Source organism: Cupriavidus sp. IK-TO18 (genome assembly GCF_015549295.1).
In the GTDB taxonomy this organism is placed as follows: Bacteria; Pseudomonadota; Gammaproteobacteria; order Burkholderiales; family Burkholderiaceae; genus Cupriavidus; species Cupriavidus oxalaticus_A.
On record NZ_JADGMP010000030.1, the window covers coordinates 139,936 to 156,207 of the forward strand.

At 67.5% G+C, this 16,272-nt stretch carries 12 protein-coding genes; 5 read left to right on the plus strand and 7 right to left on the minus strand.

What is annotated here, in order from left to right:
- Positions 1–13 precede the first annotated feature (13 nt).
- Both IPF36_RS23270 and IPF36_RS23275 read left to right on the plus strand, forming a co-directional pair.
- Positions 14–565: a PilX N-terminal domain-containing pilus assembly protein gene (locus tag IPF36_RS23270; protein ID WP_195430539.1), complete on the plus strand. Its 552-nt coding sequence runs from the start codon at positions 14–16 to the stop codon at positions 563–565.
- A gap of 48 nt (positions 566–613) precedes the next feature.
- Positions 614–3,853 (plus strand): pilus assembly protein, encoded by a 3,240-nt coding sequence (locus IPF36_RS23275; RefSeq protein WP_195430541.1) that lies wholly within the window; start codon positions 614–616, stop codon positions 3,851–3,853.
- A 21-nt stretch (positions 3,854–3,874) separates the two neighbouring features.
- On the opposite strand, the gene IPF36_RS23280 is transcribed toward IPF36_RS23275, so the two are convergent.
- The 5 genes from IPF36_RS23280 to IPF36_RS23300 are packed head-to-tail and all read right to left on the minus strand — an operon-like array spanning position 3,875 to position 9,280.
- Positions 3,875–5,365: an efflux transporter outer membrane subunit gene (locus IPF36_RS23280; RefSeq protein ID WP_135704397.1), complete on the minus strand. Its 1,491-nt coding sequence runs from the start codon at positions 5,363–5,365 to the stop codon at positions 3,875–3,877.
- 12 nt (positions 5,366–5,377) lie between these two features.
- Positions 5,378–6,556: an ABC transporter permease gene (locus tag IPF36_RS23285; protein ID WP_195430544.1), complete on the minus strand. Its 1,179-nt coding sequence runs from the start codon at positions 6,554–6,556 to the stop codon at positions 5,378–5,380.
- On the minus strand, positions 6,553–7,533 hold the full coding sequence (locus IPF36_RS23290) for an ABC transporter ATP-binding protein (RefSeq protein WP_195430547.1): 981 nt from the start codon (positions 7,531–7,533) through the stop codon (positions 6,553–6,555). Before IPF36_RS23290 ends, IPF36_RS23285 begins: the two co-directional genes overlap by 4 nt.
- Positions 7,530–8,516, minus strand: a complete 987-nt coding sequence (locus tag IPF36_RS23295; protein ID WP_135704401.1) for an HlyD family secretion protein — start codon at positions 8,514–8,516, stop codon at positions 7,530–7,532. The genes IPF36_RS23290 and IPF36_RS23295 overlap by 4 nt, the downstream gene beginning before the upstream one ends.
- Entirely contained in the window at positions 8,513–9,280 is a 768-nt protein-coding gene (locus tag IPF36_RS23300) for a TetR/AcrR family transcriptional regulator (RefSeq protein ID WP_195430550.1), read from the minus strand. Before IPF36_RS23300 ends, IPF36_RS23295 begins: the two co-directional genes overlap by 4 nt.
- Before the next feature lie 166 nt (positions 9,281–9,446).
- Here IPF36_RS23300 and IPF36_RS23305 point away from each other — a divergent pair, with 166 nt between their 5' ends.
- Positions 9,447–10,826 (plus strand): carbohydrate porin, encoded by a 1,380-nt coding sequence (locus IPF36_RS23305; RefSeq protein ID WP_135706205.1) that lies wholly within the window; start codon positions 9,447–9,449, stop codon positions 10,824–10,826.
- A gap of 14 nt (positions 10,827–10,840) precedes the next feature.
- Here IPF36_RS23305 and queF read toward each other — a convergent pair whose 3' ends face one another.
- Together queF and ilvA are read right to left on the minus strand one after the other, a co-directional pair.
- Positions 10,841–11,674 (minus strand): NADPH-dependent 7-cyano-7-deazaguanine reductase QueF, encoded by an 834-nt coding sequence (gene queF, locus IPF36_RS23310; protein WP_133093679.1) that lies wholly within the window; start codon positions 11,672–11,674, stop codon positions 10,841–10,843.
- Positions 11,675–11,703: 29 nt separating this feature from the next.
- Positions 11,704–13,242 (minus strand): threonine ammonia-lyase, biosynthetic, encoded by a 1,539-nt coding sequence (gene ilvA, locus IPF36_RS23315; RefSeq protein ID WP_135704405.1) that lies wholly within the window; start codon positions 13,240–13,242, stop codon positions 11,704–11,706.
- Between the two features lie 300 nt (positions 13,243–13,542).
- Between ilvA and otsB the strand changes: the two genes are divergently transcribed.
- Both otsB and IPF36_RS23325 read left to right on the plus strand, forming a co-directional pair.
- A complete protein-coding gene (gene otsB, locus IPF36_RS23320; RefSeq protein ID WP_195430565.1) occupies positions 13,543–14,370 on the plus strand; it encodes a trehalose-phosphatase in 828 nt (275 codons plus the stop codon).
- A 13-nt stretch (positions 14,371–14,383) separates the two neighbouring features.
- Entirely contained in the window at positions 14,384–16,249 is a 1,866-nt protein-coding gene (locus tag IPF36_RS23325; protein ID WP_135704409.1) for a glycoside hydrolase family 15 protein, read from the plus strand.
- Positions 16,250–16,272 lie beyond the last annotated feature (23 nt).

The window sequence follows — 16,272 nt, forward strand, 5'->3', positions numbered from 1 at the left end:
CGAAGGGCAAGCAATGACGAAGTTATCCGGCCGGCCACTGCGCCGCAGGCAGACGGGCGTCACGCTGGTCGTGACGCTGGTGTTCATGGTGCTGTTCCTGCTGATCGCCGTGGCGCTGGTCAATTCGAGCCTGGTCAACGTCAAGGTCGCGGCCAACCAGCAGCACACCGCCGAAGCGCGCGACGTCGCGCAGCAGTCGATCGAGCAGGTGATCTCCGACGACTTCACCAAGGCGCCGGCGGCCATCAGCGTGCCGGTGGATGTCAGTGGAGATGGCAAGGCCGATTACGTGGCCCAGGTGGCGAAGCCGGAATGCATGGCAAGCAATCCCATCAAGAACGTCGAGCTCGACCTGAAGGATCCCGACGATGTGTCGTGCATGATCGGCAGCGGCGTGCAGAACACCGGCATCGTCACGGCCGGCAACAACGCGGGCAATTCGCTGTGCAACGCCACCCAGTGGGACGTAGCCGCCACGGTCGATGACAGCGCCGGCACCGGCGCCGTGGCAACGGTCCATCAGGGCGTGGCGGTGCGCATGCCGACCGGCTCGGCCTGCCCCTGACCGCACCGGCGTTGCCACCTATTCACCATTGATCGCACAGGAACCCGGATGACGAGCCCAGCCCGCCGGAATCGGCGCCTTGCCGCCTTCGCCGCAGCCCTGCTTGCCCTGGCCGGATGGCAGGGCGCGCATGCCGAAGACATCGACCTGTTCACCGGCCTGCAGAGCAATGCCGGTACCAAGCCCAATGTGCTGTTGCTGCTGGACAATGCGTCCACGTGGAATGCGGCCACGACCATCCGTGGCTGCGATGTCGATGTCGTCAGCGCCAACAACGCCGGCACCGACGTCGGCGCGATCCAGTGCGCACTGTACCGCGCGGTGAACACGCTCGCGACCAACCCGCAGCTGGCCGGCAACATCAACATGGGCTTGATGATGTTCGGCACGGGCACCAACCCCGGCGGCAAATTCCGCTATCCGTCGGCGGCGCCATACACATTGCCGCTGATGGACGCCACCAATGGCGCGCAATTCCTTGAGTACATCAAGAGCATCGACCGCCAGACCGACAACTCAAACAATTCCCAGGTGGGTGGGGGCATGCAGGAAGCCTGGGCATTCTTCGGCGGCAGGAAGGGCTTGTCAGGTACGCAGTACACGTCGCCGATCACCAACCCGTGCCAGAAGAACTTCGTTATCTACATCGCCAACGCGGTCAACAACGGCAAGCCGCAGGACACCGGCACCGAGCCCAAGGACGCGCTTGCCGCGGCGGGGGCCAGCGCCAAGCAGATGACCCAGCTCAAGCTCGACACGGCGGCCAACAAGTACGAAAGCAACTGGGGAGACGAGTGGGCGCGGTTCATGTACGAAACCGACGTGAACGGCAATCTCGACAATAACCAGAACATCATCACCTATACGATCGCCATCACGGACGGCAGGAACCCCGACTATGTCGAGTCGACCCGCAGCATGGCCGACAATGCCGGCGGCAAGCGCTATGTGGTTGACCTGGGCGACGTGGACGCGCTGGTGAAGGCGCTGCTGCAGATCTTCAACGAGATGCAGGCCGTCAACAACGTGTTCTCCTCGGTGAGCCTGCCGGTCAGCGTGAACGGGCAGGGTTCGTACCTGAACCAGATCTACATCGGCATGTTCCGGCCCGACGCCACCGCAGCGCCGCGCTGGATGGGCAACCTGAAGCAGTACAAGCTTGGCTACGACAACAAGAACCAGATCGTGGTGCTGGACGCCAACCCCAGCGGCCCCAACCAGCAGAGTGCGATCAGCAATGCCGGCACGGGTTTCATCTCGCCCAGCGCCAAGAGTTTCTGGACCGCCGAGCCGCCGCTGGGGTTCAGTGGTTCCAGCTATACCGGCAGCCAGGTAAGCGGCTGGCCTGCCAAGGGGTTCTGGGTCAACAGTCCGTCCGGCGCTGCCGGTGCGCTGGACTCTGCCGACGGCGTGGCGGGTGTGGTCGGCGGCGATGGCGAAATCGTCGAGAAAGGTGGCGCCGGCGAAATGCTGCGCGCCCAGTTCACCACCGACCAGAGCGGGCGCAAGCTCTACACCTGCGCGTCGGGGGCATGCAGCGGCAAGAATTTGGCTTCGTTCGATACGTCCAACAGCTGGCTGACCGGCACCAGCGGGCAGGCCGCGCTCAATACCACGGCCGCCGACGTCAACAACCTGATCAATTGGGTGCGCGGCCGCGACGTGCGGGCACTGGGCGAAAGTTCGGTGGCCGGCGCGGAGTTGCAGAAAGGCCCGGGGGGCAGCGTTACCATGCGCGGCTCGGTGCATGGCGATGTACTGCATTCGCGCCCGGTGGTGATCAACTATGGCGGCACGACCGGCGTGGTGGTGTTCTATGGCGCCAACGACGGCGTCTTCCATGCGGTCAATGGCAACCAGACCACCGGCATCGGCGGCATACGTCCGGGCGGGGAGCTGTGGGGCTTCATTGCACCGGAGTTCTATGGCAAGCTCGGCCGTCTCTACACCAATACGCCCGAGGTGCAGCTGAGCGGATCGCCCACCGGTGCGGGCGCGAAGCCGCGCGACTATTTCTTCGATGGCACCACGACGGTGTTCCAGGACCTGCGCGACCCGGCCAAGCCTCGTGTGGTGATCTACCTGACCGCGCGCCGCGGCGGGCGCCTGACCTACGCGCTGGACGTCACCGACCCGATGGCGCCGGAATTCCTGTGGAAGGCCGACAGCACCAGCATCGCGGAACTGGGACAGACCTGGTCGCAGCCGCGCGTGATCCGCGTCAAGGGGTATGCAAACCCGCTCGTGGTGATGGGCGCCGGCTACGATCCCGCCGAGGATGCCGAGCCGTCCCAGGGTGGCGGCAGTTCGGGACAAGGGCGTGGCGTGATCGTGTTCGATGCCTTCACGGGCGATGTGGTGCGCGCATGGCTGGCCGACTGCACCGGTCTTTCCGCCACGATGTGCACGACGCCTGCCGGCATGAACCGCGCGATCCCGTCCGACGTGGCCGTGGTGGACCGCAACGGTGACGGGCTGGTAGACAAGGGCTATGTCGGCGACGTCGGCGGCAATGTCTGGCGGCTGGACTTCGAGACGGCGGCCGGCACCGGGTCAGATGCCTGGACGCTGCATAAATTCGCATCCCTGGGTGGCGCGCAGGGCACCAACGATGCGCGCAAGTTCATGTATCCGCCGGATGTCATCACCACCGGCAACTACGATGCGGTGATGATCGGCAGCGGCGACCGCGAGCATCCGCTGTACACCACCAGCACTACGCCGGGCCTGGCCTACAACGTCAGCAACCGCTTCTACATGCTGAAGGACACGACGCTCACCGGCGGGCTGCCGTCGACATGGACGCCGCTGACCGAGGCCGACCTGTTCAACGCGACTTCGACCGCATACGCCGACACAAGCGCCGGCAAGGGCTTCTACCTCGTGCTGGGCACCGGCGAGAAGGTGGTCAACGCGCCGCTGACCGTGGCCGGCTACACCTACTTCGGCACCAATCAGCCAAGCGTGCCGAAGTCGGGCGTGTGCTACCCGGACCTGGGCAAGGCGCGCGGCTATGCAATTTCGTTCCTTACCGGCAAAGGCCTGAACGACGACCGCCATGTCGTGTTCAACAACGGTGGCTTGCCGCCGTCGCCGGTGTTCGGGGTGGTTGCCGTCACGGATGCGGCAGGCAACACCAGCAACGTGCCGGTGCTGATCGGCGGCGGCAACCAGACCGGTCCCGGCGGCGGCGACAATACCTCGTCGCTGGGCGCGCAGAAGATCTCGCCGCCGGGGATCGGCAAGCGCAAGCGCACTTACTGGTACTCGCAGACCGACCGCAAGTGACCGGGTGCGGCGGCGGCGCGCTTACCGGGGCGCCGCCGCCATCGGCGTTTCTTCCTCCTGCCACCACCCACCCCCCAACGCCTGCAGCAGCGCCGCCGAATCCGCCAGCCGGTCGGCGCGCGACTGCGCCAGGTCCAGCGAAGCCTGCCTCGCCTCGCGCTCGGCATCGAGCACGGCCAGCTGGCTGACGCCGCCGAGCCGGTACTGTTCCGACACCACCGTCAGCGTGTCGCGCGCCTGGCGCGCATTGTCGGCGCGCTCGCGCAGCGTCGCGGCGTCGGCCTCGAGCGCGCGCAGCGAATCAGCCACGTCCTGCAAGCCCTGCAGCACGGCCTGCCGGTAGGCGGCCAGTGCCTGCTCGTACGCCGCTTCGGCGGCGCGCTTGCGCGCCTGCAGTTCGCCGCCGCGGAACACCGGCTGCACCAGCCCGGCTGCGAGGCTCCACACATTGAGGCTGCTGAACAGGTCGCGCGCGGCGGTGACCTGGCTGCCGCCGCTGGCGCTCAGCGTGACCTGCGGATAGAGGTTGGCGGTGGCCACGCCGATATCGGCGCTGGCCTGGTGCAGCAGCGCTTCGGCCGCGCGGATGTCGGGGCGGCGCCGCGCCAGCGTGGCCGGCAGGCTGACCGGCAGCGTGTCGGGCAGATGCAGCGCGTCCAGCGTGAATGCGGGCAAGGAGGCGGCTGCCGGAGTCTGGCCGGTGTAGACCGCGAGCTGGTGCCGTGTCGCTTCCAGCTGGCGCTGCAGGCCCGGCACCAGCGCCTGCGTCTGCGCCAGTTGTGCGCGCTGGCGCTGCACGTCGACGCGCGCGACGCCGCCGGCGCGCAGGCGTTCCTCGGCGATGCCGAGCTGGCGCCGCTGGGCTTCGGCCAGCGCCACCGTGTCGGCCAGTTGCGCGCGCAGTCCGGCCTCGCGGATCGCCGCGGTGGCGACGTTGGCGGCCAGCGCCAGCCGCGCCGCTTCCAGCTCGTAGCGCTGGTAGTCGACCGCCGCCTGCAGCCCTTCGAGCTCGCGCCGCTGCCCGCCGAACAGGTCGAGTACATAGGACACCTGCACCGTAGCGCCATACAGCGTAAATGGTCCCGGGCTGGGGATCGTCGAAATGCCCATCGACTGGAAATTGACCTGCTGCCGCGTGGTATTGAGCTGCGCGTCAACCGCGGGCCAGCGCGTGGCGCCAGTGCGCGCGGCAAGGTTTTCCTGCGCCTCGCGCAGCCGCGCGCGCGCCTGGGCCAGCGTGGGGCTGGCGTCGAGCGCCATGCGGATGGTGGCGTCCAGCTCGGCGCTATGGAACAGCGTCCACCATTGCGCCGGCACGTCGGCGCCTGCGGCCAGTGTCTGCGCGTGCGATTGCGGATGGCGATCGCCGCTGTCGGCCGCGACGGTGGCAACCGGTTGCGGGCCCGGCACGTAGCCGGCATCATCGGTCGGCGCGGGGCGGCGGAAATCGGGGCCGACGGCACAGCCGGCCAGCAGCGCGGCAGCGGCCATCAAAGGAAGAAATCGGGTCATGGCAGCAATCCTTCAGTCCAGCGTGCGGCGGTAGAAGCGCACCGCGATCGTCATCACCACCACGATGAACAGCGCCATCGGCCAGACCTGCGGCCATAGCTCGGCCCAGCCGCTGCCCTTGAGCAGGATGCCGCGCACCATGCGGTTGAAATACGTCATCGGCAGGATGTTGCCGATCGCCTGCGCCCAGCCGGGCATGCCCGCAAACGGGAACATGAAGCCCGATAGCAGGATGTTGGGCAGGAAGTAGAAGAAGGTCAGCTGCATCGCCTGCAGCTGGTTCTGCGCCAGCGACGACAGGGTGATGCCCACCGTCAGGTTGGCCGCGATAAACAGCAGCGCCGCGAGGTAGACCGCCGTCACCGAGCCGACGAAAGGCACGCTGAATACCCAGCGCGCGGCCAGCAGCACGATGGTCACCTGGATCAGCCCGATGAAAATGTACGGCACGATCTTGCCGGTCATCACCTCGAGCGGCTGCACCGGCATGGCCAGCAGGTTTTCCATGGTGCCGCGCTCGCGTTCGCGCGTCATCGCCAGCCCGGTCATCATCACCATGGTCATCGACAGGATCACGCCCATCAGGCCGGGGATGATGTTGTACTGGGTCAGGCCCTCGGGGTTGTACAGGCGCTGCACCTGCACGTCGAACGGCGCCTTGCCGCCCGCCAGCGGCGCCAGCGAGCCTTTCAGGTCGTGGGTGCCGACCCTGAATGGCAGCTGCGGCAGCGCGGCGATCGCCTGGCCGGTGGCCGAGGGATCGGTGGCGTCGGCCTCCACCAGCAGCGCGGGGCGTTCGCCGCGCAGCAGCTTGCGCGTGAAATCGGGCGGGACGCTGAGCACGAACTGCACGTCACCCTTCATCAGCGCCTCTCTGCCGGCGGCTTCGTCGGGCAGCGTGGCCACCACCTTGAAATAGGTGGAGTTCTGCATGCTGGCAATGAAGGTGCGGGTGAATTCGCTCTGGTCGGCAGCGATCACCGCGGTCGGCAGGTGGCGCGGGTCGGTGTTGATGGCAAAGCCGAACAGCAGCAGCTGCATGATCGGCAGGCCGACGATCATGCCGAAGGTGACGCGGTCGCGGCGCAGCTGCAGGAATTCCTTCAGCACGATGCTCCACCAGCGCTGGACCGAGAAGCGCGTGCCGTTGGCGCGAGGCTGGCGCGGGTTCCGGATTGCGGCGGCGTTCATGTCGGCTCCTTCGCCTTGCGCGTGTCCATGTTGTCATCGGCCCGGCTCATCATGTGGATGAACACGTCTTCCAGGCTGGTCTGGGCCTGTATCACGCGCCGTCCCGGTCCGGCCAGGCGCTGCAGCGTGCCCGCCAACGCCTGCGCATCGCGCCCGGTGACGTGCAGCGCGGTGCCGAATGCCACGGTCTGTTCCACGCCCGGCGCGCCCTGCAATTGCTCCGACAGCGTGGCGAGGTCGTCGCCTTCCACGCTCCACGTCGACAGTTGCTGGCTGGCCACGACTTCGTCGGCGGTGCCTTGCGCCAGCAGCTTGCCGTAGGCGATATAGGCGAGCTTGTGGCAGCGCTCGGCCTCGTCCATGTAGTGCGTGCTGACCAGCACCGAGATGCCGCGCGCGGCAAGCAGGTGCAGATGCTCCCAGAAATCCCGCCGCGCCTTGGGGTCGACACCGGCGGTAGGTTCGTCGAGCAGCAGCAGTTCCGGCTCGTGCAGCAGACAGGCCGCCAGCGCCAGCCGCTGCTTCCAGCCGCCCGACAAGGATCCCGCCAGCTGTGCCGAGCGCGTCGCCAGGCCCAGGTCTTCGAGCGCGCGGTCGACGGCATCACGCCGGTCCGGCATGCCATACATGCGCGCGACGAAGTCCAGGTTCTCGCGGATCGACAGGTCGTCCCAGTACGAGAACTTCTGCGTCATGTAGCCGACTCGGCGCTTGATTTCGTCGGATTCGGTCAGGATGCCGAAACCCAGGCAGGTGCCTTCGCCCGAATCCGGCGTCAGCAGGCCGCACATCATGCGGATCGAGGTAGTCTTGCCGCTGCCGTTGGGGCCGAGGAAGCCGAAGATCTCGCCGCGCGCGACCTGCATGCTGAGGTCGTTGACCACGTGCTTGTCGCCGAAGTGCTTGTTCAGCCCGCGCACGTCGATGGCAAGTTCCTGCGCGCGGCCGTTGTCAGCGTGGCTGGTTTCCGTGTTCATTGCCGCACCACCTCGACGGGCTGGCCGGGCCGCAGCTTGATGGCATCGGCGGCCGACGGGCGTGCTTCCACCAGGAACACCAGCTTGTTGCGGGTCTCGTTGCTGTAGATCACCGGCGGCGTGAATTCGGCTTCGTTGGCGACATAGGTGATGCTGGCCGCCACCGGCGCGGCGCAGCCATCGCAGCGCACCTGCACGGCCTGCCCGTTGCGCAGCGCGCCGACCACGGCCTCGGGTACGTAGAAACGCACCTTGACGTTGCCGGGCGGCAGCATGCGCACCACCGGGCTGCCGGCGGGCACCCATTCGCCGAGGCGGTAGGGGGTGTCGTAGACCAGACCAGCCTGCGTGGCGGCCACGGTCTTGCGCGACAGCTTCCAGTCCGCCTGCGCCAGCGCGGCGCGCGCCGCGGCCACTTGCGCGGCTTGTGCGGCCTGTTGCGCGTCGCGTCCGGGCAAGCGTGCCACGTCGATATCGCGCTGCAGCTCGCGCACGCGCGCCGCATCGCTGCGCGCCTGGGCGCGCGATTCGTCGAGCTGCGCCTGCGCAATGCCGCCGATCTCAAACTGGCGCTCGTCGCGCCGCAGCGCGGCGGCGCTGCGTTGCGCCTGGGCCTGCGCCTGCGCCAGCTGGGCGCGGCTCACGTCGACTTCGACCGGGCGCTTGCCGGTCTTCATGTCCTGCAGCTGCGCTTCGGCGGCGCGCAGCTGGTCTTCGGCCTGCTGGCGCGCGGCGCGTTCGTCGTCGGATTCGAGCGCGAACAGCGCCGCGCCCTGCGCCACCTGCTGGCCGCGCTGCACGGAAAGCGTGTCGAGGCGGCCGGCGAAGGGCGAGGCGACGCTGACGAACTCGCCTTCGATATAGCCTTGCCAGGTGTCGGTGCCGGACTTGCCGCAGCCGGCGGCAAGCAGCGCGGCGCCGAGCAGCGCGGCGATGGGGAGCGCGCGCGCCAGAAGGGGAAGGGGGGAAACAACGGTGTTCATGCAGCGGACTCCGGGGAATGCCTGGGCGCACGGCCCTTCTTTTTTGATGCGGGTGGGGGCGAGGTTCCGGCGCGGTCAGTCGGCGCGGGGGCCAGCCCGTGCGTGAGCAGCGCCGAGACATGGCGCACCAGCGCGTCGGTATCGACCGCTTCGGCACCCGGCAGCCGGCGCCAGATATGGGTGGTGGCCAGCGGCAGCAGCGTCAGGCCCACCAGCGAGGGCATCACCAGCGCGGGCTCCAGCCCGCGGTTGAGCTGCCCATTGGCGATCGCCGCGGCCAGCGGCGCCATCAGCGCGCTGCCGCGCTCCAGCGCGAAGCGTTTCAGCACGCGTTCGCGCAGCGCGCCGTCGTCGCTGGCGACCTCGCGAATCCATAGTCCGGGAAACCAGGGCGTATCCGCCGCGGCGCGGACCAGCCGGGTGGCGATGCCGACCAGCATCGCCAGCGGCTCCGAAACTTCCGGGCCGGTGGCGAAGAACTGTGCGACCAGCGGCTGTACCTTCTCCTCGATCACGGCATCGAGCAGCAGCTCGCGGTCGCTGAAGTAGTAGTGGACCAGCGCGGGCGTGACGCCTGCCTTCACGGCGATGGCCTTGACCGGCGTGCCGGCGACGCCGTGCCGCGAGAACAGTTCGGTGGCGGCATCGAGAATGCGCTCGCGCTGGCCGGGTTGGCCCGCGGCAGGGCGGCCGGGTGTGCGACCGGGTGTGCGACCGGGTGTGCGACGATCGGGCGGATTCGGGGTAGCTGGTTTGCGTGGCATGGGCGTGTGTTGAACCGTGTCGAAAACAATATTAATTTTCGAATTAATTAATTCAAGCCCAGTTACAACGTCGGCATTTCCGCACCTGGCTCCGCGGTGGACATGTCATGTGCGCTTGGCTATGCTGCGTGCGCCGCCGGCACATTATTCGCCTCCTTCTTTGTTCATGCTGTTTTCGCCACTTGCCGCCGCGTACCCGCGCGCCCGACGCAGATTCCGCCGCGCGCTTGCCGCGCTGGCCTGCTGCGCATGCCTGCCGGCGGCCACGGCGCAGCAGGCAACTGCCGCCGACGCCGCCGCGGATGCCGATAGCCCGTTCGCCTTCCACGGCCAGAGCACCTACGTCTGGCAGCGCAAGCCGGCGTTCAACGCCGCCTATTCGGGCCCGAACAGCATTGGCACCGAACGCGCCAAGAGCTACTCCTTCAGCGCGACGCTCGACCTCGGGCTGAAGCTGTGGCGCGGTGCGGAATTCCACTTCAATCCGGAAGCCACGCAAGGCGTGCCGTTCTCAGGCCTGCACGGCCTGGGCGGGCTGTCCAACGGCGAACTGGGCAAGGCGGCCAGCACCAGCCCCGTCTTCTACCGCGCGCGCGCCTTCGTGCGGCAGACCTGGGGCATGGGCGGCGGCAGCGAGGCGCTGGAGGCCGACTTCAACCAGTTCGCACGCACCGTCGACCGCCAGCGCGTGGTGCTGACCGCGGGCAACTTCGGCGTGCTCGACGTGTTCGACCAGAACGAGTTCGGCTCGGACCCGCGCACGCAATTCATGAACTGGTCGTTCATGACGCATGGCGCGTTCGACTATCCGGCCGATGCGCGCGGCTATACCTGGGGCGTGTCGCTGGAATACATCGGCGACGGCTGGTCGGCGCGCATCGGGCGCTTCCTGCAGCCGCTGGAATCGAACGGGCTGGAGCTCGATACGCGCATGTTCGAGCACTACGGCGACATCATCGAGCTGGAGAAGCGCTACCAGCTCGCGGGCCGGCCCGGCGCCGCGCGGCTGCTGCTGTTCCGCAACAAGGCGCGCATGGGCGCGTTCAGCGATGCGATCCAGTTCGGCATCGCCAACAACACCACGCCGGACCTGGCCGAGGTGCGGCGCGAGCACGCCAAGACGGGCGTCGGCGTGACGCTGCTGCAGGAGGTGTCGGATTCGCTGGGAGTGTTTGCGCGCGCCAGCCTGTCGGATGACAAGACCGAGACCTATGCCTTTACCGAGATCGGCAGGCAGGTGTCAGGTGGCGGCGTGATGAAGGGGGATGCATGGGGACGTGCCCGCGATGCGCTGGGCGTGGCGGTCGCGATCAATATGCTGGGCGGCCAGCATCGCAACTATCTTGCCGCGGGCGGGCAGGGCGCCTTTCTTGGTGACGGTGCGCTGCGTTATGGCCCCGAGCAGATCCTGGAGATCTACTACAGTTTCCAGCCGGTGAAATACCTGAGCATCAGCCCGGACTTCCAGTTCGTGCGCAATCCCGGCTACAACCGGGACCGCGGGCCGGTGAAGTTCTATGGGGTGAGGTTTCACGGGGAGTTCTGACTCCCCGTCCAGCCTTATTGCCGCGCGTTGCGCTTGTTGTCCGGCCAGGCCGTATTGAAGTTGGTCCGGAACGGATTGATATCCAGCCCCCCGCGCCGCGTGTAGCGCGCATACACCGCCAGCTTCACCGGCTTGCATTGCCGCAGCACGTCCATGAAGATCCGCTCGACGCATTGCTCATGGAACTCGTTGTGGTTGCGGAACGAGATCAGGTACTTGAGCAGCGCTTCCTGGTTGATCGGCGCGCCGACGTAGCGGATCTGCACGCTGCCCCAGTCGGGCTGCCCGGTGACCAGGCAGTTGGACTTGAGCAGGTGCGACACCAGCGTTTCTTCCACCGGCGTTTCCTCCTGGTTGGCGAACAGCAGTTCGGGCGCGGGCTCGTAGCGGTCGACCTCGATGTCGAGCCGGTCCAGCAGCAGGCCGTCGAGCTCGCCCATTTGTTGCTTGCCAAGATCTGCCTCCGTCACCAGCCGCACCTGCACCGTGCCGCCGGTGGCTTCGGACAGGTCGTGGTGCAACAGCTGCTGCAGCGCTTCCGGCGAAGCGATCCTGGTCTGGTTGAACGAGTTCAGGTACAGCTTGAACGACTTGGACTCGACGATGTTGGGCGTGTCCGACGGGATGATGAAGGTGGCCAGCGCCACCTGCGGCTTGCCCTTCAGGTTCAGCCACGACAGTTCGTACGCGTTCCAGATGTCGACGCCGAAGAACGGCACCGGCTTGCCTTCGGGCAGGCCGATCTCGGTGCGCTTGGGCTGGCGCGGGATCGGGAACAGCAGCGAGGCGTCGTATTCGGTCTTGTAGGCCGAGGGCTTGCCCAGCGGCGAGTGTTCGGGGAGGCTCATGGGGCGCTCGGAAGGAAGCGGGACAGCAATCAGGACAGGAACAGCTTGTACACCGGGTTGTCGGTTTCGTCCCAGTGTACGTAGCCCAGCGTCGAAAGGAAGGCGCGGAAGGCGCGCTTTTCGTTCTTCGGCACCTGGATGCCGACCAGGATGTTGGAGGTGTCCGCCCCCTGGTTGCGGTAGTGGAACAGGCTGATGTTCCAGTTCGGGCTCATGCTCGACAGGAACTTCATCAGCGCGCCCGGGCGCTCCGGGAACTCGAAGCGGTACAGCAGTTCGTCATGCGCCAGCGCCGAGCGGCCGCCGACCATGTAGCGGATGTGCTGCTTGGCCAGTTCGTCGTTGGACAGGTCGAGCGTGTCGAAGCCATGCTTGCGGAAGCTGGCGGCGATCTTGTCGTTCTCGGCGCGGCTGGCGATCTGCACGCCGACGAAGATATGCGCCATGCTGGTGTCGGCGATGCGGTAGTTGAACTCGGTCACGCTGCGCGTGCCGACCAGCTCGCAGAAGCGCTTGAAGCTGCCGCGCTCCTCGGGGATGGTCACGGCGAACACGCCTTCGCGCGCCTCGCCCACCTCGGCGCGCTCGGCGACAAAGCGCAGGCGGTCAAAGTTCATGTTGGCGCCGCAGGCGATCGCGACCAGGTGCTGGCCCTTGAGCTTCTCGCGCTCGGCATACGCCTTCAGGCCCGCCACCGCCAGCGCGCCGGCCGGCTCCAGGATGCTGCGGGTGTCCTGGAACACGTCCTTCACGCCTGCGCAGATGGCATCGGTGTCGACCAGGATGATGTCGTCGACCAGCTCGCGCGTGATGCGGAAGGTTTCCTTGCCGACCAGCTTGACCGCGGTGCCGTCCGAGAACAGGCCCACTTCCTTCAGCTCGATGCGCTTGCCGGCATCGACCGAGCGCTTCATCGCATCCGAGTCCACGGTTTGCACGCCGATCACCTTGATCTCCGGACGCACTGCCTTGATGTAGGCGGCGACGCCGGAGATCAGCCCGCCGCCGCCGATGGCGACGAACACCGCATGGATCGGGCCCGGGTGCTGGCGCAGGATTTCCATGGCGATGGTGCCCTGGCCCGCGATCACTTCGGGATCGTCGAACGGGTGGATGAAGGTCAGCTTGTGCTTCTTCTCCAGCTCGGCGGCGTGGTGGTAGGCATCGCTGTAGGACTCGCCGTGCAGCTCGACCTGGACCCACTGGCCGCCGCGCTCGCGCACCGCGTCGATCTTTACCTGCGGCGTGGTCACCGGCATGGCGATGATGGCCTTGCACTGCAGCCGGGCCGCGGACAGCGCCACGCCCTGGGCGTGGTTGCCGGCCGACGCCGCGACCACGCCGCGCTTGAGTTCCTCCGCCGTGAGCGAGGCCATCTTGTTGTACGCGCCGCGCAGCTTGAACGAGAACACCGGCTGGGTGTCTTCTCGCTTGAACCAGACCGAGTTGCCGGTGCGAGCCGACAGCTGGTGCGCATAGGTCAGTTCGGTTTCCTGCGCCACGTCGTAGACCTTGGCGGTCAGGATTTTCTTCAGGTAGTCGGGGCGGGCGGCGGACGAGCGGGTCATGGTGTCAGGGCAGGGGCCGCGGGGGCGGCGCAAAAAAACCGGAAATTCTGGCGGAAACCATCAATGATAAAGGATGGCGGCGCCGCGCACCCCACCGGGGCAGCCCAACCGTCGCCCGCGGAAGTTAGCGCGGGACGGATGTGGCCGTGCCTTGAAGTGGTGGGGAAGGCACTGGCGGCGGGGCCCGGAACGATGCGCCGGGGCTGGCCCCGGACTTGCATCGGCTGACGATTGCGCTCCCGCCATGTAGGACTGCGCCCGGTGGACGCCGGTCAAAACGACGTGTTACGGTGTAACGCGATGCCTCAGCTACCGCTTATCGAACCCAATACCGCGCTGTTTCTCGACTTCGACGGCACGCTGGCCGACCTCGCGCCGCGGCCCGAACTGGTGCAGGTGGAACCTGAACTGGTCGGCACGCTGCGTACGCTCTACCAGCGGCTGGACGGCGCGCTCGCCGTCATCTCCGGCAGGCCCATCGGCGAGCTGGACCATTTCCTGCAGCCATTGCAGTTGCCGGCGGCCGGCATCCACGGGGCGGAATTCCGCACCGACGGCGGCATGGTGTCCCAGACACCCGCGCCGGCCCTCGAGCCGTTGATCCCACACCTTGAAGCGCTCGTGCACGCCTACCCGGCGTTGCGGCTGGAGCGCAAGTCCGTCGCCGTTGCCATCCACTACCGCCAGGCACCCGAGCTGGCCGGCCTCGTCGATGCCGCGGTCACTGACGTATTGCGCCACGCGGTCGGGCTGGAAGCGTTGCCCGGCAAGATGGTGGTCGAGATCAAGCCCGCCGGCGTCGACAAGGGCGATGCCATCGCCGCCTTCATGAAGTCGGCGCCGTTCTGCGACCGCACGCCGCTGTTTGCCGGCGACGACATGACCGACGAGCCCGGCTTTGCCGCCGTGCGCAAGCTCGGCGGGCTGGGCGTGCTGGTGGGCCGGCGCGAGACCGTGGCCGGCGTCTGCGTGGAAGGGCCCGCTGCGCTGCGCTGCTGGCTGCACCGCTCGGCGCGGGCGCTGGATCAATCCGCGCGCGCCGCCGGCCAGCCCGCCGCGGTGCCGCACGAGGCCGAGTCAGGCCGCGAAGGCGCACCGCGCCACAACCCCTATCCGACAGCATCCTGAGGGAGGTATTGCTGTGACCAATACGAGCAGCCCCAGCGAGCTGGGAAAGCCGCCGAGCGAAGGCGTGAACAAGACCGTGGACGGCAACTGCCGGCATGCCGAGGGCTCGCTCTCGCTGGGCATGATCGGCAACTGCGCAATCTCCGCGCTGGTGGATTGCCGCGGGCGCATCGTCTGGTCGTGCCTGCCGCGCTTTGACGGCGATCCCGTCTTCAACGCACTGCTTGACCCGAGCGAGAACGCCGGCCATTTCTCGATCGAGATCGAGGACTTCCACAGCGCCAGCCAGTGGTACGAACCCAACACCGCGGTGCTGCGCACGCGGCTGAGCGACACGCACGGCAACTGCCTTGAGATCACCGACTTCGCGCCGCGCTTCTTCCGGCTGGGCCGCTATTTCCGGCCGACCACGCTGATCCGGCGCATCCGTCCCGTGCGCGGCGCGCCGCGCGTGCGGGTGGTGGTGGCGCCGCGCTTCGAATGGGGCCGCAAGGCGCCGGAGATCTCGCGCGGCAGCAGCCACGTGCGCTACATCGGCGAATCGATGACGCTGCGCATGACTACCGATGCGCCGCTGGCCTACGTGCTGTCGCACACGCCGTTCCTGGTCACGCGCGGGCACAACTTTATCCTGGGCCCCGACGAGACCCTGGCGCATGGCGTGGAAGAGATCGCGCGCGACTTCGAGCAGGAAACCACCGCCTACTGGCGCCTGTGGAGCCGCCGGCTGGCGGTGCCGCGCGAATGGCAGGACGCGGTGATCCGTGCCGCCATCACGCTGAAGATGTCGCTGTACGAAGAGACCGGCGCCATTGTCGCGGCAATGACCACCAGCATCCCCGAGGCGCCGGGCAGCGGCCGCAACTGGGACTACCGCTTCTGCTGGCTGCGCGACGCGTTTTTCGTGGTGCGCGCGCTCAACAGCCTGTCCGAGGTCGGCACCATGGAGGACTACCTGCGCTGGCTCTCCAACGTGGTGATGCAGTCGCAGGACGGACATATCCAGCCGCTGTACGGCATCGGCCTGGAACGCGAGCTGCCCGAAAGCATGCTCGACCACCTGCCCGGCTACCGCGGCATGGGGCCGGTGCGCGTGGGCAACCAGGCGCAGGAACACTTCCAGCATGACGTCTACGGCAACGTGGTGCTGGGCGCGGCGCAGGCCTTCCATGACCACCGGCTGCTGCACCGCGGCGGCCCGGCCGAGTTCCGCCGGCTGGAAGAGGTGGGCGAGCAGGCGGTGAAAGTCTTTGGCACCCCCGACGCCGGCATGTGGGAACTGCGCACGCGTGCCCGCGTGCATACCTCGTCGGCGCTGATGAGCTGGGCTGCATGCGACCGGCTGGCCAAGGTCGCGGAAAAGCTGCAGATCACGACACGCGCGGCGTACTGGCACGACCATGCCAACCGCATGAAGGAACAGATCCTGGCCGAGGCGTGGAGCGAATCGCGCCAGGCCTTTGCCGAAAGCTTCGGCGGGCGCGAGCTCGACGCCAGCGTGCTGCTGATGGCCGAGGTCAACTTCATCGATCCGCGCGACCCGCGCTTTATCGCCACGGTGAAGGCGCTGGAGACTTCGCTGTGCGACGGGCCGTATATGCGCCGCTACGAGGCCCCCGACGATTTCGGCAAGCCCGAGACCGCGTTCAATATCTGCACCTTCTGGCGCATCGACGCGCTGGCGCGCATCGGCCGGCGCGACGAGGCGCGCGAGATCTTCGAGGCGATGCTCGCCGCGCGCAACCCGCTCGGCCTGCTCTCCGAGGACACCCATCCCGTGACCGGCGAGATGTGGGGCAATTTCCCGCAGACCTACTCGATGGTCGGGCTGATCAATGGCGCGATGCGGCTGTCGGCGCCGTGGGACACGGTGATCTGACCTCGCACCCGCGTTCCCGGCAT

Coding starts and splice junctions, on each gene's coding strand:
- IPF36_RS23270 (WP_195430539.1), top strand. CDS start 14: ATGACGAAGTTATCCGGCCGGCCACTGCGCCGCAGGCAGACGGGCGTC.
- IPF36_RS23275 (WP_195430541.1), top strand. CDS start 614: ATGACGAGCCCAGCCCGCCGGAATCGGCGCCTTGCCGCCTTCGCCGCA.
- IPF36_RS23280 (WP_135704397.1), bottom strand. CDS start 5,365: ATGACCCGATTTCTTCCTTTGATGGCCGCTGCCGCGCTGCTGGCCGGC.
- IPF36_RS23285 (WP_195430544.1), bottom strand. CDS start 6,556: ATGAACGCCGCCGCAATCCGGAACCCGCGCCAGCCTCGCGCCAACGGC.
- IPF36_RS23290 (WP_195430547.1), bottom strand. CDS start 7,533: ATGAACACGGAAACCAGCCACGCTGACAACGGCCGCGCGCAGGAACTT.
- IPF36_RS23295 (WP_135704401.1), bottom strand. CDS start 8,516: ATGAACACCGTTGTTTCCCCCCTTCCCCTTCTGGCGCGCGCGCTCCCC.
- IPF36_RS23300 (WP_195430550.1), bottom strand. CDS start 9,280: ATGCCACGCAAACCAGCTACCCCGAATCCGCCCGATCGTCGCACACCC.
- IPF36_RS23305 (WP_135706205.1), top strand. CDS start 9,447: ATGCTGTTTTCGCCACTTGCCGCCGCGTACCCGCGCGCCCGACGCAGA.
- queF (WP_133093679.1), bottom strand. CDS start 11,674: ATGAGCCTCCCCGAACACTCGCCGCTGGGCAAGCCCTCGGCCTACAAG.
- ilvA (WP_135704405.1), bottom strand. CDS start 13,242: ATGACCCGCTCGTCCGCCGCCCGCCCCGACTACCTGAAGAAAATCCTG.
- otsB (WP_195430565.1), top strand. CDS start 13,543: ATGCCTCAGCTACCGCTTATCGAACCCAATACCGCGCTGTTTCTCGAC.